A 21,912-nucleotide genomic window follows, 5' to 3' on the forward strand; every position below is an offset into this window, starting at 1 on the left:
TTCACCTCCGGTTAGTTAAAGCACCTGGTCCACAAGTGCTTGATTTTGTTCAATGACAGATTCCCTGTGACGCATTTTTTCAAAAGCATGGATTCCGATTTCAATTTGGTCATCATCAGGTTCTTTTGTTGTCAACAGTTGTACCCAAAGCCCTGGATATCCAAGCCAGCGGAGCACGGGAATGTGACGAACCTTGTTTGTTAGCCTGAGAATTTCATAGGCGAGCCCTAAATCGAGAGGGATCAGTGCGATACGGTAAATTAATCTAAGCCATAGTGGCTCAGTAGGCACGAAAAAATAGAGAAAGATGCTTATAATCGCAGTAAACAGGATAAAGCTCGAACCACAACGGTAATGAAGTCTAGAGTGTTCTCTAACGTTAGCGACAGTCAACGCGGCGCCGCTTTCATAGGTATTAATTACTTTATGCTCGGCACCGTGATATTGAAACAGCCTTTTCATCATTGGTGTTAACGAGATAAAATAAACATAACCGATAAGAAGCAGAATTTTAAAAAAACCTTCAAGCAAAACCTGAGCAATATCTCCGGAAATGATTGGCTCAAATAAATTCGCAATGAACGCAGGGACAAGAGTGAAAATAAACTTAGCGAACAAGAACGAAAGAATGCCGATCGCTGTAAGACCTATGACCGTTTCAAGATGAAAGCCTTTTTTTGATTCTTCTTGTTTTGCTTCCGTTTGGCCTGGCTCTTCGTCGTACACTTCTGATGCGTAATTTAAATGTTTGGTCCCAATCGCGCTTGCTTCAATAATGGCAACAATTCCTCGAATAACCGGTATTTTTTTAAATAAAGACAGTGACCGGAATTCTTTTTTCTTTGCTTCGAAGTAAGAGACCGATTGATCTTTTCGACGCACAGCGGTTACCGTAGTGTATTTGCCGCCCATCATCACGCCCTCAATGACCGCCTGGCCACCATATATAGGAAGAATTTTTGCCATAACTCAATCAGCCCGATTCTTGAAAAATTTAGGATATCCATTTTCTTTATACTTATACTTATTCTTATTCTACCCGAATTCGCTTAAAACCTCTAGAAATTGTGATAATGAATCTGTTCATAGTTTTCTATTTAAACATGTTTTTCAGTCGGTAGATGCGATCGTTTTCTTATTTCACACATTGCTTTAGCATTGAATGGGCACACTAAGGTATATGAAAAAAGCTTGAGAGGTGCATAGATCATGGCAAGGCGTAAAAAAAAGACAAGCGCAAAACCAAGTCAAAAACATGAATTTATAAAATCGTTAGGCCGCGCTGCAGTCACTGGAATTTTTGGCGGGGTGTTCTGGTCGGCAGCAGGTCTTGTGTGCCATTTATTGAATTTCAGCACTGTTGGTCCTTCTTTGCTGTTTGCGCCGCTTTCGTTTTGGAGTTGGAGAAATAACATGAGCGGGCAATTAATCGCTGTTGCGGTGATCGGTGTTTTATCCGTTATTATTGCTCTAATCTATCTTCTCGCTCTGAGTAAACTTAAATCGATCTGGATTGCGATCGGATTTGGTCTTATGCTGTGGGGCTTTGTCTTCTTCCTCTTACAACCTTTTCTTAAAGGGCTTCCAAAACTAACTATGCTCGGATGGAACACACTTACCACAACCTTGTGCCTGTATGCTCTGTACGGATTATTCATCGGTTATTCAATATCTTTTGACATTGAGGAAAATTCAGGAACGAACACCTATTCAAATCAGTGATGCTGTGGTAAAATGGCTAAAGTGAATTTTGTCTGCGCACAGTTTCAACTATGCGAGCGGAATCGACCATGTGAACATATGCATTTATTTCCTTTATTTTGGAAATAATGCTTTTTTCATGGGCGCTAGGATTATCGTTTCCAGGCATTGTTTTTTATTATTAATAGAGACAAGCGGGGGATGGTCCCCATATGCAGCATGTGGCGCATTTAAAGGAGGAAGCTTATGATTTCTGTAAATGATTTTAAGACGGGTCTGACAATTGAAGTAGACGGAGACATCCTCTCTGTTATTGAGTTCCAACACGTTAAGCCGGGTAAAGGCGCGGCGTTTGTTCGTTCGAAACTAAGAAATCTCCGTACCGGAGCCATTCAGGAAAAAACGTTCCGCGGCGGTGAAAAAGTGAATCCGGCTCGGATTGAGAACCGTAAAATGCAATATCTATACGCAAGTGGTTCTGCTTATACGTTTATGGATCTGGAATCCTACGAACAGATTGATTTAGATGCAAGCCAGATTACACAGCAATTGAACTTCCTGAAAGAAAACATGGAAGTCAATATCCAATCCTATCAGGGTGAAACACTTGGTGTAGCTTTACCAAACACAGTGGTTCTTGAAGTGTCTGAAACCGAACCGGGTATTAAAGGTGATACTGCTTCCGGTGGATCTAAACCTGCAACGCTTGAAACGGGTTATGTTGTCAGCGTGCCGTTTTTCGTCAATGAAGGTGACAAGCTTGTGATCGATACACGTTCAGGACTTTATGTATCTCGTGCATGATCATATGAACGTTTGAATTGAATAGAAACCTCAAAAGCAGCTTCTTAGGAGGCTGCTTTTTTGTTGTCTATGAAATAAGCATAATGCGTACAAGCCAGCATATATTTTGAGAAGAACCTGTTCAATTACATCAAGCCAAGGTGATTACGTTGAATCAAATCTTGCCTTACTTACCTGAATCTTTTCAGCAATTTCTTCATCGGATGCCTGAAAATGACAGGAAAATGCTCGAGGAAATACGATGCCGAACAGAATGGCCGTTGGAACTCATTGTATCCGGCCAAAAATGGATACCTGCGGATGATATGGAAATGCCAGTGTTTCATAAAGAACAGGCAAAGCAGATGCTTCAAAAGATAAGTAAGTACTCACTTTATACACTCGAAGAGGAATTAAAGCGCGGCTACGTGACTGTCCCTGGGGGGCACCGAATTGGCCTTGCCGGGCGTGTCATCACTGAACATGGACATGTTCTTAGGTTGCGTGACGTGACATTCTTTAACATTCGGCTGGCGAAGCAGAAAATCGGTGCAGCTCTGCCCCTTGTTCCGTATTTGTATAACAGACAGCGTTGGCTCAATACACTTCTGATCGGTGCTCCACAAACAGGAAAAACGACAATGCTTCGAGATATGGCGCGACTGATCAGTGAAGGAATTCCGGATCGCTATATTAGCTCTAGAAAGACGGCAATTGTTGATGAACGATCAGAAATTGCCGGATGTGTTGATGGTGTTCCGCAAAACCGGTTGGGAATGAGGACCGATGTCATGGATGCTTGTCCGAAAGCCGAAGGGATGATGATGATGATCCGCTCAATGAGTCCCGAAGTCATGGTTGTTGATGAAATCGGCGGTAGTGAGGATACAGCTGCGCTATTTGAAGCATTGAATGCCGGGGTGACAGTCATGGCGACCGCTCATGGATTCACTTTTGATCAATTGTCTCATCGTCCATCGATTCGCCCTTTAATTGATGCGCAACTGTTCGATCGTTATGTTATTCTTTCCCGACGACTTTTTTCAAATAAAGCAGGCTGCCGCTTAACTATATTGGACCAACTGGGGCGGAAAATGACTGCAACAGAGGGGATTTGGCATTGATTAAACTGGTAGGCTCACTCATCATTTTGTTCGCGTCGACCGCTGCAGGAATGATGCTTGCCCGGCAGTACCGCGACAGACCTAGAGAGATTCGCCAATGGCGGTCAGCCCTTCAGTCGATTGAAGCGGAGATTGTATATGGCAGAGTACCTGTGGATCAAATGGCTGCTGATCTTTCAAAACAATTTCCCATGCCGCTATCAAAATTTTTTCAGTTGCTTCACGAACAATTACGTGGTGAAGGACTGCCTCTACAAATTGCTTGGTCAACTTCTATTGAACATTTCTGGCCAAGAACAGCGTTGAAGCGGCCGGAAAAGGAAATTTTGCTGCAATTTGGAACAACGCTTGGAACAGAGGATGCGGAAAATCAGAAGAAGCATATTCAGCTAGCGTTAGCGCATCTGGAACGTGAGGAGAACGATGCACGGCAATCTCAAAAGGCGAATGAGAAAATGCTGAGAAGTCTCGGATTCCTGGCTGGCGTGCTGTTCATTCTTCTGTTCATATAAAAGATTATTCGGACCTGTTTGTTGCGAGAGAGAGGAGGGAGTCCCGATGTCACTGGATGTGAACACGATCTTTCAAATAGCGGGAATCGGTATCATCGTCGCTATGATCCAAACGGTCCTGAAACAGATGGGAAAGGACGATTGGGCACAGTGGGTCACTTTAATTGGATTTATTGTGATTTTATATATGGCGGCTACGCTAATTGATGATCTCTTTGAGAAAATACGTCAAGTATTTCTCTATATGTAGTGAGGGACTGGCCTATGGATATCCTTCAAATTGTCGGTCTGGGACTCGCCGTTACCTTTCTCGCACTCATTTTAAAAGAGAAAAATCAGGTGTTCGCTTTGCTTGTTTCGCTAGTTGCCGGCATTTTCATTTTACTGATGATGGTTGATCAGATTCGTCTCGTGATGGACATGCTGAAAAACATGGCGCAAAACGCTCACTTGAACAACATGTATGTTGCAACGATTCTAAAAATAATCGGCATTGCTTATATTTCGGAATTTGGTGCTCAGATCGCCAAGGATGCTGGACAAGGCTCAATGGCTGGGAAAATAGAGCTTGCAGGCAAACTGATTATACTTGTTATGGCCATCCCAATTCTAACAGCAATCGTTGATACAATTATGAATCTAATGCCGCAAATAGGAGGAGGTTAAAATGGCGGATAGTCTGATTTCACAACGATTTCGCATACTCATGTTTGCAATCTTTGCCGCTTTGCTCATATTAAGCGCGGACAAGCCGGCAATGGCCGCAGAACCAAAGAGCACAGTTGATCAGTGGTCCGACAAGCAGCTGGATAAGATTGATACTGATCAGATCGAAGCGTACTGGAATAAAGTCGTCACCGATTATAAGGGCTTTCTACCCGAGACTCAGCCCGATTTCAAAAGTTTTGTTCATTCAAACAAACAGGGATTCTTCAAGAAACTGATTAATGGTCTTCTGCATTATTTCCTTAATGAACTTGTGGTCAGTAGTAAATTACTGGGTACATTAATTTTGCTAACCGTTTTTTCAACACTGCTTCAGACTATCCAATCCGCATTTGAACACAAAGCTGTATCTAAAGTGGCTTACATCGTTGTCACACTTGTGCTAATGATCCTACTCCTGAACAGCTTTCGGCTTGCCATCAATTATACTAATGATACAGTGAGCGCGATGAGCCATTTTCTTATCGCTCTCATACCGCTAATATTTGCATTAACCGCTGCAACCGGCGGAATGGCTTCAGTTGCTTTCTTCCACCCTTTGGTGATTTTTCTTGTGAACGCATCCGGCTGGCTGATATCCTCATTTGTATTACCTCTGCTCCTCATGTCCGCATTATTGGCGATTGTGAGTACTTTATCGGATCATTACAAACTGACGAGGCTTAGTGAATTGATGAAAAATGTTGCGCTGTTTACTCTTGCAGGCTTTTTTGCCATATTTCTCGGTGTGATCTCCGTGCAAGGTGCTGCTACCTCCATTTCAGATGGCCTGATGGTCAAATCCGCTAAATTTTTCACCGGAAATTTTATTCCGGTTGTCGGCAGAATGTTTACTGAAGCTGCAGATACGGTCATGGGCGCATCTGTCCTATTAAAGAACACGATCGGCATTGCGGGACTGCTGATCCTCATTTGCATTACCCTTTTTCCGCTCCTTAAAATTCTGTCGCTCGCGTTTATCTACAATCTAGCTGCCGCGATTTTACAGCCTCTCGGCAGCGGACCTGTGATTGATTGTCTCGTTATTATGGCAAAAAGCATTTTCTATCTCTTTGCATCACTGGCTGTTGTATCACTGATGTTTTTTCTGGCTCTGACGATTATCATCGCTTCCGGTAATCTTTCACTGATGGTGCGATAGGGGAGGCATAATCGTGAGTTATCTTGTTCATTGGGTTTCTGAAATTGTCTTGATTGTGCTTTTCGCTGTGATTTTGGAATTATTAGTGCCTACCGGCGTATTCCAGAAATATATTAAATTTGTCATTGGCCTCGTTCTAATTGTTGCGCTGATGGATCCGGTTATCAGACTTCTTCAGGTTGATCCGGACAGCCTGCTCAAAGGCGTCATCACCGATCAAAACAACACGTCAATAAAAAGCGAGACAGCTCGTCAAAAAAATGAAATAGAAAAGGCACAAGCCGCATATATTCAAGAACAAGTGGCTGTCCACATGAAAAATCAGGTGAAGGAGGAGTTGAATGAACAATACGGATTACAAATTACGCATCTGGCATTATCCGCAAACCAAACCAGCCAGCAGGAACTGTCCGTTGACAAAGTCACTGTTAATCTTGAAAAAACAACGCGCAACCATCGCGATCAAGAATCCGGAATTCGGACCATTCAACCCGTTAAAAATGTATCGGTCAACATAGAGAAAGATGGAGAGCAGAAGAAAACGGTGCAAGAATCCAATGAGATGAAGACGGTCCGATCCTTCCTTGCGAAACGGTGGGAACTCAATAAGAGCCTCATCTCAGTACACTTGGAGGGAGGGGGATAAACCCGTGAGGCGATGGATTGAATTCTTCAAGCACATAATCTTTGGTGGACGGGATAAGGACGGGCAACCGGTTAAAAATGTAAAAAGCACTTTGTTTAAGCTTGTGGCGCTTGCACTCATTGGCGTCGCACTCCTTGCTGGAAATCGTTTCTTTTCTGGCAATTCACAGGATCATAAACCGACGGCTCGACAGGTGTTCAGTAACAACGACTCAAAGAATCTGTCAGATATAAAATCAAATATCGGAAATAATTCCATGACCTCGATTGAGAAATATGAATCCTATGTCAATCAGAATTTGAAAAATATACTGGAACAGATTCAAGGAGTTTCGGATGTCTCAGTCATGGTGACTTTTGCATCGACGGAGAAAAAAATTTACCAAAACAATGTCAAAACGCAGGACAACCAAACGAGCGAGACTGATCAGAAAGGCGGCAAGCGTGAAGTCAATCAACGTAATGAAGATTCAGAAGTCGTTATGATTGATCAAAATGGTAATAAGGTCCCTGTTGTAATCGGCAAAGAGCAGCCAACAGTTCGAGGTGTGATTGTCGTCGCCAAGGGTGCAGACCAACCGACTACAAAAGTTCAGGTGATGGAAGCAGTTTCAACTGTTTTGGACATCCCTACTTATAAAGTTAAAGTCTTAGAGAAGAATGAATGAGGAGGCTTTTATCATGATAAAGAAACAGACCGTATGGTTATTGACTATGCTTAGCTTAATTGTTGTATTGTCGGTATACGCATTATCAACCCCAGGCCATTCTTCAGATCAGGCATCGCAGCCGACTGCCGATAAGGCGAAACCTGTTGCGGCAGATGTGAAAAATGGCAAATCTGTAACTGCGAGTGCAGCGGAAACGAAGCTGGCAGATATTGAACTCAGCAAAGATGAAGAGAGGGCGCAGCTCGAAAAGAAGTATGAAGGAGTAATCGCTTCAGGAAAGAGCTCGGCGAAAGAGGTTAGCGCGGCTTACGATAACATTGCGTCGTTGAAGACAATTGCTGATAATGAGACCATGCTTGAAGATGTGATTCAATCTAAAGGTTTTAAAAACAGTGTGGTAAAAACAAGCGGCGATCAAGTCCAGATCTTTGTTGATTCCAAGAAATTATCAGATCAACAGGCAAATCAGCTGATTCAGCTGGCTAATGAATATTTAGGAACAGGAAGAATTGTCAGTGTAACCTATGCATTAAATCAAAAGTGAAAAGAAATCATGATTTTTTGAAGATTTTTTGAACAAAATTAGGTAGAATAGAAACTGTTGCGATTGCCCGCGGCAGTTTTTTTGTATGTCATCCGGAACATAATGGACAATCAGTTCGTATGACTAAATGGATATCTTTTCCGGAAGAAAATAATCGAATAAATACATGCCCGCTTTACGGACTTGAGTTCGTCATCATATTCAGGCATTATAAAGATGATATGCTATAATTAAGATGAAAGCGGATGGGACAAGGGAGTGCTGGATTTGTTAAGTATTGAAGACATTAAAGCATTAATAAAGGAGATGGACACATCTTCACTCAGCGAACTGAAGTTTGAATCAGATGATACAAAAATCACGTTGAGAAAAGCCTCTGCGCTGGCAAATAAAGCCATCATTCAGGCCGTACCGCAAACCACGGGGATTCAGGCACCGGTTGCTCAGGCAGCTGTTCAGGCAAGCGTGCCTGCAGGCGATGCCGCCTCAGCTGAGAAAACGGAAGATGCATCCTTGCATAAAATTACTGCACCTATGGTGGGCACTTTCTATTCTTCTTCATCGCCTGATACCGAGGCATTTGTGTCTAAAGGTTCCAAAGTTGACAACAAAACAGTCGTATGTATCGTCGAAGCGATGAAGCTGTTCAATGAGATTGAAGCAGAATGCAAGGGGACGATTGTCGATATTCTTGCTGAGGACGGACAGCTTGTTGAATACGGCCAGCCACTATTTCTGGTTAAGGAAGATTAAGGGGTTCGTTATCAATGATAAAAAAAGTTTTAGTTGCAAATAGAGGAGAAATCGCGGTTAGAATTATCCGTGCTTGTAAAGAATTGAACATAGAATCCGTTGCGGTGTATTCTCAGGCGGATAAAGATTCATTGCATGTCCAGTTAGCCGATGAGGCCTATTGCATTGGCCCGAATGCTCCGAAGGACAGCTATCTAAGCTATACGAATATGATCAGTGTAGCAACGCTGACAGGTTGCGATGCGGTGCACCCAGGGTACGGATTTTTATCTGAGAATGCTGATTTTGCTGAGATGTGCGAGGAATGTAATCTAATCTTTATTGGTCCCTCTTCCCAAGCCATCAGCAAGATGGGAATTAAGGACATTGCGAAGCAAACGATGAAGAATGCGAATGTTCCTGTTGTTCCCGGATCGAACGGCATTATCGAAAGTGTAGAAGATGGTGTTCAAATTGCGAATGATATTGGTTATCCGGTTCTGATCAAAGCGACAGCCGGAGGCGGCGGAAAAGGGATTCGCGTGGCGAATGATGAACAGGAACTTCGCCATGGCATCACCATTACTCAGCAAGAAGCAGACACGTCTTTTGGCAATTCTGGCGTTTATATTGAAAAATATATCGAAGATTTCCGCCATGTAGAAATTCAAGTACTTGCTGATACACACGGCAATATTATTCATCTTGGGGAACGGGATTGCACGATTCAGAGACGGCTTCAAAAATTGCTCGAAGAGTCGCCATCACCTGGGCTGAGTGAAGCAAAACGTCATGAAATGGGCATGGCGGCTGTGCGGGCAGCTCGTGCTGTCGATTATAGAGGCGCAGGAACGATTGAATTTATTTATGAACCCAACGGCTCGTTCTATTTTATGGAAATGAATACAAGAATTCAAGTCGAACATGGGGTGACTGAATACGTTACTGGACTTGACCTTGTAAAAGAACAGCTTCGAATTGCATCTGGAGAACCGCTGTCTGTATCTCAGGAAGATGTTCAATTACACGGGCATGCCATTGAATGCAGAATTAACGCTGAAGATCCGAACAAGAATTTTATGCCTGCCTGCGGACGCGTAGAAACTTACCTTGCACCAGGCGGACCGGGTGTCCGGATTGATTCGGCGGTTTATCAAGGCTACTTTATTCCTCCGTACTATGATTCCATGGTAGCAAAGGTAATCACGTACGGAAAAACAAGAGAAGATGCCATTGCGACAATGCAGCGCGCACTTGACGAATATGTTATTGAAGGCATAAAAACAACAATTCCTTTCCATCTTCGTCTGCTGCAGCATCCGGTATTTAAAAGCGGCAAGTTTAATACAAAGTTTTTGAAAAAGTATCCACTTAACGAGCAAAGCTAATCATGGAGGTGTGACAATCATGCCGGAAAACGAAAATCGAACGATTGAGGTTGAAGAGCTGCAGGAGGATCTAGGCAGAATTGAAATTTCTCCTGAAGTGATCGAAGTGATTGCGAGTCTTGCGGCTGTCGAGGTTGTCGGGGTTGGTGATATGCATGGCAATTTTGCTTCAGGAATGGTCGAAAAACTTGGCGGCCGGAACTATCGGAAGGGCGTCAAGGTGGATTTGACTGAGGAAGGCATTAACATCGATGTTCAGCTGACTATGAATTATGGTGTTTCTATTCCTGAAGTGGCTGAGAAGGTTCAGGATAATATTGCTCAGGCATTGAAAAGGATGACGGCGCTTGATGCCCATGAAATCAATGTTCATGTTGTCGGTGTCCGCTTTGAAAATAAAGAAAAAACCATTTCCGAGTTTGATTGAGAAGCAAAGGGGCAAAGATTTCCCTTTGCTTCTTTCCGTGTCTTATGTGTGCGGGTTCTATATAAGAGGGTGTTCGAAAAGTCCGGGAAAAATTACCGGCGAATCTCTGCGTCAGCTTGCTTCTCCGCTCCTCACGTATTATTTGTATACGTTCCGGTGCTTAAAGCTACGCTTCCTTGACCTTCTTGGTCCTTTTTGTCCTCCTTTTCGAACAGAATCTTTAACTGAACAAAGCGCATTAATCTCCAAACGTAATGGTTTATGAGAACGTGTAACGAAAGGGAGTCAGTGATGAATCGAAGAGAAGCACGAAAAATGGCACTCCAAGCCTTATTTCAGATGACACTTAGTGGGACTGAGCGGGTAACAGCCTTAAATGCTGTGAACGAAAGCGGCCAGCCGATCGACCCGTTTGTCAATCAATTACTAGATAATACATTAACTCATGAAAATGAAATTGACCATCTCATCAGCAAGCATTTGAAAAACTGGTCGCTTGAACGAGTGGGTAATATTGACAAAACAATTTTGCGTCTTGCGGTGAGCGAAATTCTATATTTTGATGATATTCCAACAACGGTTACCGTTAATGAAGCGGTTGAACTATGCAAGATTTACAGTGATGCACAGACACGTAAATTCGTAAACGGCGTCTTGGCCGGTATTTCAAAGGAAATTGCAACTGAAAGTCATGAATGATGAATGAAAAGGATGGATGATTGATGGGCGCACAACTGATTGATGGAAAAGCGATTGCTGCAGAAAAAAGAAAAGCAATGATGTCTCGTATTGAATCAATGAAACAACAGGGATTTGTACCGGGACTCGCTGTTATTCTCGTAGGTGAAAATCCGGCATCTATGTCTTATGTTAAAGGGAAAATTCGTGACTGCAAAGAAGTGGGCATATATTCAGAACTGATCCGATTTCCCGACACTGTAACAGAAGAGCGATTGTTAGCTGAAATTGCGGAGTTAAATGAAAATAAAGAGATCCACGGTATTCTTGTTCAACTGCCATTGCCTAATCAAATTTCCGAGCAAAAGGTGATCCAGGCCATTCGTCCGGAAAAAGATGTTGACGGATTTCACCCAATAAACGTTGGCCGTCTCGTCACGAAACAGGAAGGTTTTGTTTCTTGCACGCCGGCAGGAATCATTGAAATGCTTAAAGCCATTGATGTACCGGTTGCCGGAAAGCATGTAGTTGTCGTTGGCCGAAGCAATATCGTCGGCAAACCTGCTTCACTGCTTTTCTTGAATCTTGACGCAACCGTTACGATTTGTCATTCAAAAACTAAGCCGCTTTCGCAATATACACAGCAGGCGGATATTCTCATTGCCGCGGCAGGCAGAGAAGGGTTGATCCACGCTGAAGACATCAAACCCGGTGCCATTGTCATCGATGTCGGTATGAATCGTAATGCCGCTGGTAAGCTGGTGGGTGATGTCTCCTTTGAAGAAGTTAAAGAGAAAGCCGGCTTTATTACTCCTGTGCCAGGAGGCGTCGGACCTATGACTCGCGTGATGCTTCTTGAGAATACATTGATTGCCGCAGATCGGCAGAATAAGAAGAGCAGCCTTTGATGGATCAAGACCGTTACATTAGTGTGACCAAACTGACACGCTATATCAAGCAGTTAATGGAAACGGATGGAAATCTGCAAAATGTTTGGCTTAGGGGTGAGATTTCCAATTATAAACGGCATTCACGTGGACATCTTTATCTTACGATAAAAGATAAAAATTCGCGGATCCGTGCAGTGATGTTCGCCGGAAATGCAAGACAGCTGGCATTCGAGCCTGAAGATGGCATGAAGGTGTTGGTTCAGGGATCAGTGGCCTTGTATGAACCTTATGGTGAATATCAAATCTATATTCGTGATATGGAACAGGATGGATTAGGTCGCCTGTACCTTGCTTATGAGGCGCTGAAAAAGAAACTTCAGGAACAGGGGATGTTTGATCCTTCTTTGAAAAAAGCCATTCCTGAGGTCCCTTATGAAATCGGAATCGTGACGTCAACAACCGGTGCAGCAATTCGTGACCTGTTTACGACGATTAAACGCAGATTTCCTGCCGCCCGATTGACAGTCTTCCCGGTTCTTGTACAAGGAGCAGGAGCTGCGCCGTCCATTGCTTCCGCGATAGATCAGGCAAACCGGTTAGAGAAGATCGATGTCCTGATTGTGGGAAGAGGCGGGGGATCTATTGAAGATTTATGGGCTTTTAATGAAGAAATCGTAGCCGATGCGATTTTCCGGTCACATATTCCGATTATCTCGGCAGTCGGGCATGAAACAGATTTTACCATTGCTGATTTTGTTGCGGATAAACGTGCGCCTACACCAACAGCCGCCGGAGAATTCGCGGTACCGAATGTGGTTGACCTGGAGCATCACATTGATCAGTTTTCTGCTCGATTGTTTCAGGCGATGAATAGCACAATGCGTGAACAGAAAACGAGATTACATCGGATACGCCAATCCTACGCTTTTAAATATCCCGGCCAATTAGTTCTGCAAAAAGAGCAAGAATGTGACAGGATGCTTGAACGTTTGGGAAAATCGGCGCGGAGACAGATCCATCAGAAACAGGAACACTTGGCTATGGCAGACCGACTGCTCGTCCAAAGCAAACCAAAGGAACTCATGAGACGGGCGCAAAGGCAATTGAGTGAACGAGAACAACAATTCATTCGGTCATTTAGTGCGTACCGTAAAACGAAAGAAGTATATTTTGATAAACTGATTACACAATTGAACAGTCTTAGTCCGTTAAAAATTATGGGACGCGGATACAGTCTAGCTTTTGATTCAAAGGATCAGTTAATTAAGTCCGTGCAAGAAGTGGCACCTGGGGATTCGGTAATAATTCGGATGCACGACGGCAAGATGGATTGCCAAGTATGGGGCATTGAGGAGGCGAATGAACATGTGTGAAACGGCTGATGGAAAAGAAAAGACGCCAGCTTTTGAAGAAGCAATGGAAAAGCTTGAGCGCATTGTTAAACAATTGGAGGAGAATGACGTCCCTCTTGAGAAAGCAATTGAATTGTTCCAAGAGGGTATGGCATTATCTAAACTCTGTCACGACAAGCTTGAAACGGTTGAAAAAAAGATGGACCAGCTCATGGAACCGAATGGAGAGACAACACCTTTTTCTGTTCAGGGAGATGACGAGGAATGACTTTAGCATTAATTGACTATATGGCGGAAAAGAGAGTATGGTTTGAAAATCAGCTTCCGCTCGTTTTTCAGGGCACACCGGTCACGCCTAAACTGAAGCAGGCGATGCTTTATTCGTTACAGGCGGGCGGTAAAAGAATTCGGCCGATTCTACTTTTTGCGACACTCACTCAACTTGGAAAAAGTGAAGAGCTCGGCTTGAGCACTGCGCTTGGTCTGGAAATGATACATACCTATTCACTTATTCATGATGATCTTCCGGCAATGGATAACGATGATTTGCGAAGAGGAAAACCTACCAATCATTGCGTATTCGGTGAAGCAACGGCGATTCTCGCTGGCGACGGATTGTTGACTGCCGCCTTTCAAGTGATCGCTAACGATACAAAAATTGATGTTTCTTCAAAGTGCCAAATTATGGGTATGTTGGCAATTGCGGCGGGTCCTGAAGGAATGGTTGGCGGTCAGGAGGACGATCTTGAAGCAGAAGGAAAGACACTCCAACTGGAAGAATTAATTTCTGTACACAGACGGAAGACGGGCAAACTGATTCGTTTTCCTGTTGAAGCTGCAGCCGTGCTGGCAAAGGCAACTGAAACGCAAACCGCTGCACTCGTTCGTTATTCCGAACATCTCGGACTCGCTTTTCAGATTGGCGATGATATTCTTGATATTGCGGGTGATGAAAAAAAGCTTGGAAAGCCGATTGGAAGCGATTTAACCAATCAAAAGAACACATACGTCAGTTTGTTAGGTCTAGAAGGTGCAAAAGAAAAACTTTCACAACAGGTAAATGCTGCTATTGGAAGCTTGAGAGAAGCAGGTCTGGAACAAGGATATCTCGCAGATCTAGCCGATTATCTTTTGCATCGAACCTATTAACCACATTTTTTGATATTTGAGCGTTTGTCAAATTTGTGATAAACTTAATTGCATAAAAAATGATGGTGCAGTATTCTAGTCATTCTACTTTACTTGAAGACGGGGCTAAAAATCCGTCAAAGGGCACATCGATGAAGTTCCTGGTGCCGGCTTAAGGCGCCCAGCTTTGGGCTAGTGCTGGGAGTAAAGGGCGTAGGGCGATCCACAATGGCATGTGGGCGAAGACCCTGCGCCCGTGGAGACACGTACGTTGTTTGCTTTTACGCAATAGCTATGTGGAAAACCTGTTTCGTAAGTACTTAATCATTAAGGAAAAGCGAACAGCGTAGCCTGCCTTGAGTGGGAAAGAGGGGATGGTAAGCGCATAACTTTGAAATACTTGGCCGGTATGATAAGGGGCGCTTTCCTGAAATCAATTCTGCAAAAGAGGCTAGAGTAAAGTTTCAAGAATGCTTGAGGAAATCTCCTAGACTGTCTGCATAGTGCAGCATTTGAAAAGGATTATAGTGCGGTCTGAGTGGCGTTCTAGTTCGGTGTCTGGCGACAGCATCGGCCAAGTTTTAAAAGGAAACTGCCTGCTTGGCAACAACAGGTAATTTGGCGGGAAAACCTACTGGACCTAAGCCGCAATGTTTACTTTTCAAATGACCTCGCTACATAAAAAGCAAATGGCACAAATAAGATATTTATTAAGGATGTGAAACGTCTGGCTTTCAGCATGTTGGAAAGACGGAACACGCATGAAAAATGAACTTAAAAAATCTCTGAAATGGGCCTTTCCTTTAGCTGTTATCACGCTTGTGCTAGCGGCTATTTTTTCAATTGCGTCTACTGCAGTCCTGAGCGATGCCAATGTATTCAGCGGTACTGCAGTTGTCATTGTCATCATACTTATTGCGCTTTTTTTTGACATTATCGGTGTGGCATCGACAGCATCCAGCGAGGCACCCTTTCATGCGATCGCTTCCAAGGGAATGAAGGGTGCAAAATATTCTGTTTGGCTGACGAAAAATGCGGATCGGGTCAATACATTTTGTACAGATGTGATTGGCGATGCCAGCGCGATTATTAGTGGAACAGCAGCTTCGGTAGTTGTGGTGGAAATGATGCAACTTCTCACGAACGATAAAAGCGGATTTGTTGAGTATGTTGTATCCGTGATTGTCACAAGCTTCGTCGCTGCTTTCACTGTTTTTGTCAAGGCGCTTGGAAAAGGGTTTGCCATTAAGAATTCAACTAAAATTATTTATAAGGTCGGATTCGTCCTTTATTTCCTCGAGGATCGCCTTCATATCCCTATCTTGAAAATTCTTGATAAGAAGAGAAATAATAAGGGTAAAAAGAGAAAAAAGGCAAAGAAGGATGTGTGATTAAAATGGATGTATCGTCAATCAAAAATCCTAAGTTTCTCAAGAAAATGCCCATTGACAAGATGGATGATCTCGCAAGCGATATCCGATCTTTTCTAATTAATAAATTATCGAAAACCGGTGGCCATCTTGCCCCAAATCTCGGTGTTGTCGAATTGACACTAGCGCTCCATAAAGTGTTCAACAGTCCTAAAGATAAACTTATTTGGGATGTCGGTCACCAATCTTACGTTCATAAGATTTTAACCGGCAGAGGGGACCAGTTTGATACACTCCGGCAATACAAAGGACTTTGTGGATTCCCAAAACGCAGTGAGAGTGAACATGATGTATGGGAGACTGGGCATAGTTCTACTTCACTTTCCGCTGCGCTAGGGATGTCAGTTGCCCGCGATCTGAAGCATGAAAATTTTGATGTGGTGGCAATTATTGGTGATGGCGCACTGACCGGTGGTATGGCACTTGAAGCTCTTAACGATATCGGACATCAGAAGAGAAATATGATTATTGTGCTGAATGATAATGAAATGTCGATTGCACCAAATGTTGGTGCACTTCACAATATGCTTAATCGTATCCGATCAGGTAATAAATACAACCGGGCAAAAGAGGATCTTGAGTATTTGATGAAGAAAATCCCGGCATTTGGCGGGAAATTGGCGTCAGTTGCTGAACGAGTGAAAGACCGACTTAAATATCTGCTTGTATCCGGAGTTTTCTTTGAAGAACTCGGCATTACTTATCTTGGTCCTGTTGACGGACATAACCTTCATGATCTGATCCACAATCTTAACTATGCAAAGAAAAGAAAAGGACCGGTTCTTATTCATGTCCTGACACAGAAAGGCAAGGGCTATAAACCTGCTGAAATGGATGAAGTGGGCACATGGCACGGAACAGGACCTTATAAAATTGAGTCAGGTGCTTTTATTAAGCCGGTTGCAGTAGCGCCAGCCTATAGTCAAGTTGTGAATGATACATTGCAGGATCTTGCGAGAAATGATGATCGCATTGTTGTGATTTCCCCAGCAATGGTTGTTGGATCCAAACTTGAAGGTTTTGGACGTGAATTCCCTGACCGTCTATTTGATGTCGGGATTGCAGAGCAGCATGCAGCTACGTTTGCGGCAGGCCTGGCAACGCAAAAGATGAAACCGGTGCTTTCTATCTACTCCACATTTATGCAGCGTGCGTATGATCAGCTCGTTCATGACATTTGCCGCCAGAATCTAAATGTGGTGATCGCTGTGGACCGTGCCGGGCTAGTCGGTGCGGACGGAGAGACGCATCAAGGTATTTTTGATATTGGCTTTTTGCGCAGTCTGCCTAATTTGACCATTATGATGGGGAAAGATGAAAATGAATTGCGGAATATGATCCATACAGCAATACAATATGATGAGGGGCCGATTGCAGTCCGCTACCCGCGCGGAAATGGAATCGGGGTTGAACGAGCAAAGCAGCCGGAACTGATTCCTATTGGAAAATGGGAAGTGCTCCGGGAAGGCCATGATGCAGCACTGCTTTCTTTCGGCCCGATGCTGCAAATTGCTCTGGAGGCTGCAAAACAGCTGGAGAATGATAACATTAAGCTCCAAGTCATAAACGCTCGCTTTATTAAACCTCTGGATCACCAAATGCTTTCAGAACTCGTTGATAGAGGTATACCGATTTTAACTGTCGAGGAAGGATTGCTCGCAGGCGGTTTTGGATCAAGTATTATGGAATTTTTCCATGACCACGATGATCACGAACACATCATTGAACGTATGGGTATTGACGATTGTTTTGTCGAACATGGGAGTGTTAATGAGCTGCTGAATGAGCTTGGATTGACGAGCAAACAGATCTGCGCGCGTGTACGAAAAATGATTAAAGAGCGGAATGAAAAGGACGGAATCAGGAAGGTTTTTACTTCATGAAAGATAGAGAAAGAGTAGATGTGCTGCTGGTGAAACAAGGATTATTTGATTCACGCGAAAAAGCGCAAAGAGCGGTTATGGCGGGTATGGTCTATCATGATGACCAGCGTGTGGATAAACCAGGCAGCAAAGTCGACAGCACATTGGAATTTACTATTAAGGGAAATCTGCTGCCCTACGTCGGACGCGGGGGATTGAAACTTGAGAAGGCGCTCAAGGTGTTCGATTTGGATCTTTCAGGATTGTTAATGCTCGATATAGGGGCGTCTACAGGCGGATTCACCGATTGCGCGCTACAAAATGGAGCAAGAAAAGTTTATGCTCTAGATGTTGGTTACAATCAATTAGCCTGGAAACTGCGAAGCGATCCCCGTGTCGTGGTCATGGAAAAAACCAATTTTCGTTATTGTACTCTTGATGATTTTCAGGATGGTCAACCGGATTTCGCATCAATTGATGTCTCTTTCATATCTTTGAAAAAAATTCTTCCGGCTTTAGTTAATATTCTAAAAAATGAAGGCGAAGTAGTGGCACTTATCAAGCCGCAGTTTGAGGCCGGCCGTGATGAGGTAGGTAAGAAAGGAATCGTGCATGATCCGAAAGTCCATTTGGCTGTTGTTCAAGACATTCTTCAATTCGCTATAAGCTGCGGTTTCTCCATTCTGGATTTGAATTTTTCTCCGATTACCGGCGGTGACGGCAACATTGAATTTCTTGCTTATTTCCGTTCTGATAAAAATCATGCGGAAAATTTAATGAAGATAACTCCGGAAGATGTTGTCCGACAAGCACACCAGAATTTCAGGAAAAACACAAAAGCATGAGCCTTATAGGGCTCATTTTTTTTGCATAAATAAAGAAGGTACAAAAAATTCAGCCGGATTTAGTATCAGTGCAACTAAAGCTTATAAAAAGTAAAGATTAGACTGAACCTGCAAAATTTATCAAGATCAATACAAAAAAACATTGACGATTATAGAAGAACAGTGGAAAATGGAGATAAGAACTGATGTTCGAATCAAAGAGGTGGTTCTGCGATGTTATCAGAGCTTCAAATCATAAATTTCGCGATTATTGATAAACTGAATATGTCATTTGAAAATGGGTTAACCGTTTTCACTGGCGAAACAGGAGCAGGTAAATCAATAATTATTGATGCTATTGCCCTTCTCGCCGGGGGACGCGGTTCCTCTGATTATGTGAGGCATGGCGCCCAAAAAGCAGAAATTGAGGCGTTGTTCGATACTGAAGACCAGGGAGGAATACGTGAAAGTCTCAATGACTTAGGCGTTGACCAGTCAGACGGACAATTAATTCTAAAAAGAGAAATATCCAGCACTGGAAAAAGCATTTGCAGAGTAAATGGCAAACTGGTGACTTTGTCCGTATTACAACAATTTGGTCGGCTATTAGTCGACATTCATGGCCAACATGAACATCAGCAGCTGCTGGAACAAGGAAATCATTTAAGTTTCGTCGATCGATTTGGCGGAAATTCCTTGAAAAAATTAAAACAAGAGTATAGAAACGCATATAAAGAAGTGGCAAAACTAGCTGCTCAATGTAATAAATATAATCAAGATGAGAAGCAGCTCGCACAACGTATTGATTTGCTTCAATATCAGATTGGCGAAATTGATGCGGCACACCTGAAAGCTGATGAAGAAGAACGATTGCTGGAAGAGAAAAGAAAACTCGTCAATTTTGAAAAGGTATTTCAGATGCTCAAGGCAAGCTATGAGGCGCTTGGCGGGGACAATGCGAGTCTTGATTTGCTTCGGCAAGCAACAGGCTATCTTGATTCAATTCGCGATCTTGATCCGGAACTGGCACATTTCTCGGAGTCTGTAGCCAATTGCTTCTACCTCTTAGAGGAGCAGACGTCGGCTGTCCGAGCTTACCTAGAACAGATGGAATATAATCCGGAACGATTAGATGAAATTGAATTGCGGCTTAATGAAATCCATCTATTGAAGAAAAAGTACGGAAACTCTGTTGAAGAAATCATGACTTATAATGATCAGATAAAAAAAGAATATGAAGAATTAAATTCACGTGATCAAAACTTTGATGCTCTGAATGAGGCGCTTCAAACCGGCTTGGGGAACTTAAGAATGATTGGGGTGGGTTTGTCGTCAGAACGAAAAAAAACAAGTGTACAGCTTGCTCGGGCTATTAATGCCGAATTTAAGGATCTTTGTATGGAACATGCGATGATTGATATTCACGTTAAAATGAACAGCAATCTTGAATCGTTTTCCGGCTTTGAGTCAGATGGTATTGACCAAGTATCGTTCTATATCACGACAAATCCAGGTGAGCCGTTTAAACCATTAGCGAAAATCGCATCCGGAGGCGAGCTTTCGCGTATAATGCTGGCGATTAAAACAGTTTTTAAAAAGGTCATTGGTCCGGCTACAATTATTTTTGATGAGGTGGATACAGGTGTCAGTGGCCGGGCTGCCCAAGCCATGGCTGAAAAAATCAGCAAGCTTTCGAAAAACGCACAAGTTTTCTGTATCACTCATCTTCCACAGGTTGCTGCCATGGCCGATCAGCATGTATTTATTGAAAAATATCTGACAAAAGACCGTCGAACAGGTACACTTGTTAAAAAATTGAATGAATCCGATAAAATTCGTGAAATCGGCCGAATGATTTCTGGACCACAAATGACTGAACTCGCTCGTGAACATGCAAGGGAATTGATTGAAATGGCCGAAAAAACAAAACAGTAGTGCTGGCATGCACATCCTATACTGGAATTAATCCTTTAATCAGATCGCTCATAATTCTCCTCCACTCAGGCAATTTTAATAAATGCACTGCAAGACATGGTGCGGGTATGGAGCGAGGAGAGTGAGTTATGAAAAAAAGAAAAAAATTAAGATTTTGGGTTATTATTGTTCTTCTCAGCTTCTTGGTTATCAGTTCAAGTATTCGAACAGGACAGTTTGTCACGCACTCTTTCTTGAAAGCTGGAGAGCTGCAATCTGAAATGCTTCATCTACGCGCCGAGATCACCAGCGGATCACCGATTGCGATGATCACAAAGAAAAGAAAAGCTGAGGCGATGCAAGTCAGGCAAGACAAACAAAAAGCCAGGGCCGTTTCACAGGATATTGCGAAATCCGCTAATGGAACAATTAAGGAAATAAGACTTGTTCCTGGAGGCCAATCCATCGGAGTACAATTGAGTACAAAAGGTGTGCTTGTTGTTGGCTACCATTTAATCAGCACCGCAAGTGGAGAAACTTCACCTGGTGAGTCAGCAGGTATTCGTGTTGGTGATGTGATTACAAAAATTAATGGAAAGACCACAAGCTCTATCACGGATGTTCGTCACATCATGAATGTATCAAAAAGTGGTGAGCCACTGAAGGTAACCTTGATCCGTCAGCGCATAATGGTTAGAAAGAGCTTAATTCCTTTGAAGGATAAAGCCAACGAGCGCTATCAATTGGGGTTGTTTATTCGGGATTCAGCTTCAGGGATTGGAACCATGACTTTTTATGATCCAAGCTCTGGAACATATGGCGCTCTTGGGCACGTCATTTCCGATCGAGATACAGGTCAACCTATTTTGGTGAAAAATGGACGCATTGTACGATCTGTAGTCCAGGCTATTGACCGTGGGAGAGAAGGGAAGCCGGGAGAGAAAATTGCATTCTTTCCCGAGAACGCGCTAAGTATCGGGAACGTTTCCAAGAATACCCCGTTTGGCATTTTTGGAACCATGAAAAAGAATGATTCCATTCGTTCAGATATAATGGATGCTGCACTTCCGATCGCGACTGCGGAGCAGGTCAAAGAGGGTCCGGCAAAAATTTTAACTGTCCTTAATGGTAATAAAGTCGAAGCATTTAGTATACAAATTCTGAATTCGATCCCGCAAAAACATCCGGCAACAAAAGGTTTAGTCATTAAAATCACAGATCCGAGACTGCTAAAAGCAACTGGTGGTATTATTCAAGGAATGAGCGGCAGCCCGATCATTCAAGATGGCAAGCTGGTGGGAGCCGTAACTCATGTCTTTGTGAATGACCCTACAAGTGGGTATGGTGTGCATATTGAGTGGATGATTGAAGAAGCAGGCATTGATAAAAACCATCAATTTTTGCGTAAAGAAGCAGCTGGTTAATGATTCGCGAAAAATC

The 21,912-nt window shown here is 43.2% G+C and carries 24 protein-coding genes; 23 read left to right on the forward strand and 1 reads right to left on the reverse strand.

The features are described from left to right. Positions 1-15: 15 nt before the first annotated feature. Complete coding sequence (locus P343_RS32250) at positions 16-966, reverse strand: DUF1385 domain-containing protein (protein ID WP_023511021.1); 951 nt, start codon at positions 964-966, stop codon at positions 16-18. Between the two features lie 243 nt (positions 967-1,209). On the opposite strand from P343_RS32250, the gene P343_RS32255 reads away from it, so the two are divergent. The 23 genes from P343_RS32255 (at position 1,210) to spoIVB (ending at position 21,896) form a co-directional block, all read left to right on the forward strand. Next, positions 1,210-1,722, forward strand: a complete 513-nt coding sequence (locus P343_RS32255) for a YqhR family membrane protein (protein WP_023511022.1) — start codon at positions 1,210-1,212, stop codon at positions 1,720-1,722. 225 nt (positions 1,723-1,947) lie between these two features. Beyond that, the gene (gene efp / locus P343_RS32260) at positions 1,948-2,505 is read left to right on the forward strand and encodes an elongation factor P (RefSeq protein ID WP_023511023.1); all 558 of its coding nucleotides are present in this window, start codon (positions 1,948-1,950) and stop codon (positions 2,503-2,505) included. A 149-nt stretch (positions 2,506-2,654) separates the two neighbouring features. After that, entirely contained in the window at positions 2,655-3,608 is a 954-nt protein-coding gene (gene spoIIIAA / locus P343_RS32265) for a stage III sporulation protein AA (protein WP_023511024.1), read from the forward strand. Further along, positions 3,605-4,120, forward strand: a complete 516-nt coding sequence (spoIIIAB, locus tag P343_RS32270) for a stage III sporulation protein SpoIIIAB (RefSeq protein WP_023511025.1) — start codon at positions 3,605-3,607, stop codon at positions 4,118-4,120. The genes spoIIIAA and spoIIIAB overlap by 4 nt, the downstream gene beginning before the upstream one ends. Before the next feature lie 46 nt (positions 4,121-4,166). Next, positions 4,167-4,370, forward strand: coding sequence for a stage III sporulation protein AC (gene spoIIIAC, locus P343_RS32275; RefSeq protein WP_023511026.1), 204 nt, complete (start codon positions 4,167-4,169; stop codon positions 4,368-4,370). A gap of 14 nt (positions 4,371-4,384) precedes the next feature. Beyond that, on the forward strand, positions 4,385-4,786 hold the full coding sequence (gene spoIIIAD / locus P343_RS32280; RefSeq protein ID WP_023511027.1) for a stage III sporulation protein AD: 402 nt from the start codon (positions 4,385-4,387) through the stop codon (positions 4,784-4,786). A 1-nt stretch (position 4,787) separates the two neighbouring features. Beyond that, positions 4,788-5,987 carry a stage III sporulation protein AE gene (gene spoIIIAE / locus P343_RS32285; RefSeq protein ID WP_023511028.1) on the forward strand — a complete coding sequence of 400 codons (1,200 nt, stop codon included), beginning with the start codon at positions 4,788-4,790 and terminating at the stop codon, positions 5,985-5,987. 13 nt (positions 5,988-6,000) lie between these two features. After that, positions 6,001-6,633 carry a stage III sporulation protein AF gene (spoIIIAF, locus tag P343_RS32290; protein ID WP_023511029.1) on the forward strand — a complete coding sequence of 211 codons (633 nt, stop codon included), beginning with the start codon at positions 6,001-6,003 and terminating at the stop codon, positions 6,631-6,633. A gap of 4 nt (positions 6,634-6,637) precedes the next feature. Further along, the gene (gene spoIIIAG, locus P343_RS32295; protein ID WP_023511030.1) at positions 6,638-7,300 is read left to right on the forward strand and encodes a stage III sporulation protein AG; all 663 of its coding nucleotides are present in this window, start codon (positions 6,638-6,640) and stop codon (positions 7,298-7,300) included. A 13-nt stretch (positions 7,301-7,313) separates the two neighbouring features. Beyond that, the gene (locus P343_RS32300; protein WP_023511031.1) at positions 7,314-7,847 is read left to right on the forward strand and encodes a SpoIIIAH-like family protein; all 534 of its coding nucleotides are present in this window, start codon (positions 7,314-7,316) and stop codon (positions 7,845-7,847) included. Positions 7,848-8,114: 267 nt separating this feature from the next. After that, positions 8,115-8,600 carry an acetyl-CoA carboxylase biotin carboxyl carrier protein gene (accB, locus tag P343_RS32305; protein WP_023511032.1) on the forward strand — a complete coding sequence of 162 codons (486 nt, stop codon included), beginning with the start codon at positions 8,115-8,117 and terminating at the stop codon, positions 8,598-8,600. 14 nt (positions 8,601-8,614) lie between these two features. After that, the gene (gene accC / locus P343_RS32310) at positions 8,615-9,967 is read left to right on the forward strand and encodes an acetyl-CoA carboxylase biotin carboxylase subunit (protein ID WP_023511033.1); all 1,353 of its coding nucleotides are present in this window, start codon (positions 8,615-8,617) and stop codon (positions 9,965-9,967) included. Positions 9,968-9,986: 19 nt separating this feature from the next. Then, the gene (locus P343_RS32315; protein ID WP_023511034.1) at positions 9,987-10,394 is read left to right on the forward strand and encodes an Asp23/Gls24 family envelope stress response protein; all 408 of its coding nucleotides are present in this window, start codon (positions 9,987-9,989) and stop codon (positions 10,392-10,394) included. A 291-nt stretch (positions 10,395-10,685) separates the two neighbouring features. Continuing rightward, a complete protein-coding gene (nusB, locus tag P343_RS32320; protein WP_023511036.1) occupies positions 10,686-11,093 on the forward strand; it encodes a transcription antitermination factor NusB in 408 nt (135 codons plus the stop codon). Between the two features lie 23 nt (positions 11,094-11,116). Beyond that, entirely contained in the window at positions 11,117-11,980 is an 864-nt protein-coding gene (gene folD, locus P343_RS32325) for a bifunctional methylenetetrahydrofolate dehydrogenase/methenyltetrahydrofolate cyclohydrolase FolD (protein WP_023511037.1), read from the forward strand. Further along, the gene (gene xseA / locus P343_RS32330; protein WP_023511038.1) at positions 11,980-13,335 is read left to right on the forward strand and encodes an exodeoxyribonuclease VII large subunit; all 1,356 of its coding nucleotides are present in this window, start codon (positions 11,980-11,982) and stop codon (positions 13,333-13,335) included. The genes folD and xseA overlap by 1 nt, the downstream gene beginning before the upstream one ends. After that, on the forward strand, positions 13,328-13,582 hold the full coding sequence (gene xseB, locus P343_RS32335; protein ID WP_023511039.1) for an exodeoxyribonuclease VII small subunit: 255 nt from the start codon (positions 13,328-13,330) through the stop codon (positions 13,580-13,582). The genes xseA and xseB overlap by 8 nt, the downstream gene beginning before the upstream one ends. Beyond that, positions 13,579-14,463, forward strand: a complete 885-nt coding sequence (locus tag P343_RS32340) for a polyprenyl synthetase family protein (RefSeq protein ID WP_023511040.1) — start codon at positions 13,579-13,581, stop codon at positions 14,461-14,463. The genes xseB and P343_RS32340 overlap by 4 nt, the downstream gene beginning before the upstream one ends. A 740-nt stretch (positions 14,464-15,203) precedes the next feature. Further along, positions 15,204-15,833, forward strand: a complete 630-nt coding sequence (locus P343_RS32345; protein ID WP_023511041.1) for a hypothetical protein — start codon at positions 15,204-15,206, stop codon at positions 15,831-15,833. Positions 15,834-15,838: 5 nt separating this feature from the next. Then, positions 15,839-17,755 carry a 1-deoxy-D-xylulose-5-phosphate synthase gene (gene dxs / locus P343_RS32350; protein ID WP_023511042.1) on the forward strand — a complete coding sequence of 639 codons (1,917 nt, stop codon included), beginning with the start codon at positions 15,839-15,841 and terminating at the stop codon, positions 17,753-17,755. Next, positions 17,752-18,579: a TlyA family RNA methyltransferase gene (locus P343_RS32355; protein WP_023511043.1), complete on the forward strand. Its 828-nt coding sequence runs from the start codon at positions 17,752-17,754 to the stop codon at positions 18,577-18,579. The genes dxs and P343_RS32355 overlap by 4 nt, the downstream gene beginning before the upstream one ends. 213 nt (positions 18,580-18,792) lie before the next feature. Continuing rightward, positions 18,793-20,493 carry a DNA repair protein RecN gene (gene recN / locus P343_RS32360; RefSeq protein ID WP_023511044.1) on the forward strand — a complete coding sequence of 567 codons (1,701 nt, stop codon included), beginning with the start codon at positions 18,793-18,795 and terminating at the stop codon, positions 20,491-20,493. A 128-nt stretch (positions 20,494-20,621) separates the two neighbouring features. After that, on the forward strand, positions 20,622-21,896 hold the full coding sequence (gene spoIVB / locus P343_RS32365; RefSeq protein WP_023511045.1) for a SpoIVB peptidase: 1,275 nt from the start codon (positions 20,622-20,624) through the stop codon (positions 21,894-21,896). The last annotated feature ends 16 nt before the right edge of the window (positions 21,897-21,912 follow it).

Source organism: Sporolactobacillus laevolacticus DSM 442, from assembly GCF_000497245.1.
Taxonomy (GTDB): Bacteria; Bacillota; Bacilli; order Bacillales; family Sporolactobacillaceae; genus Sporolactobacillus; species Sporolactobacillus laevolacticus.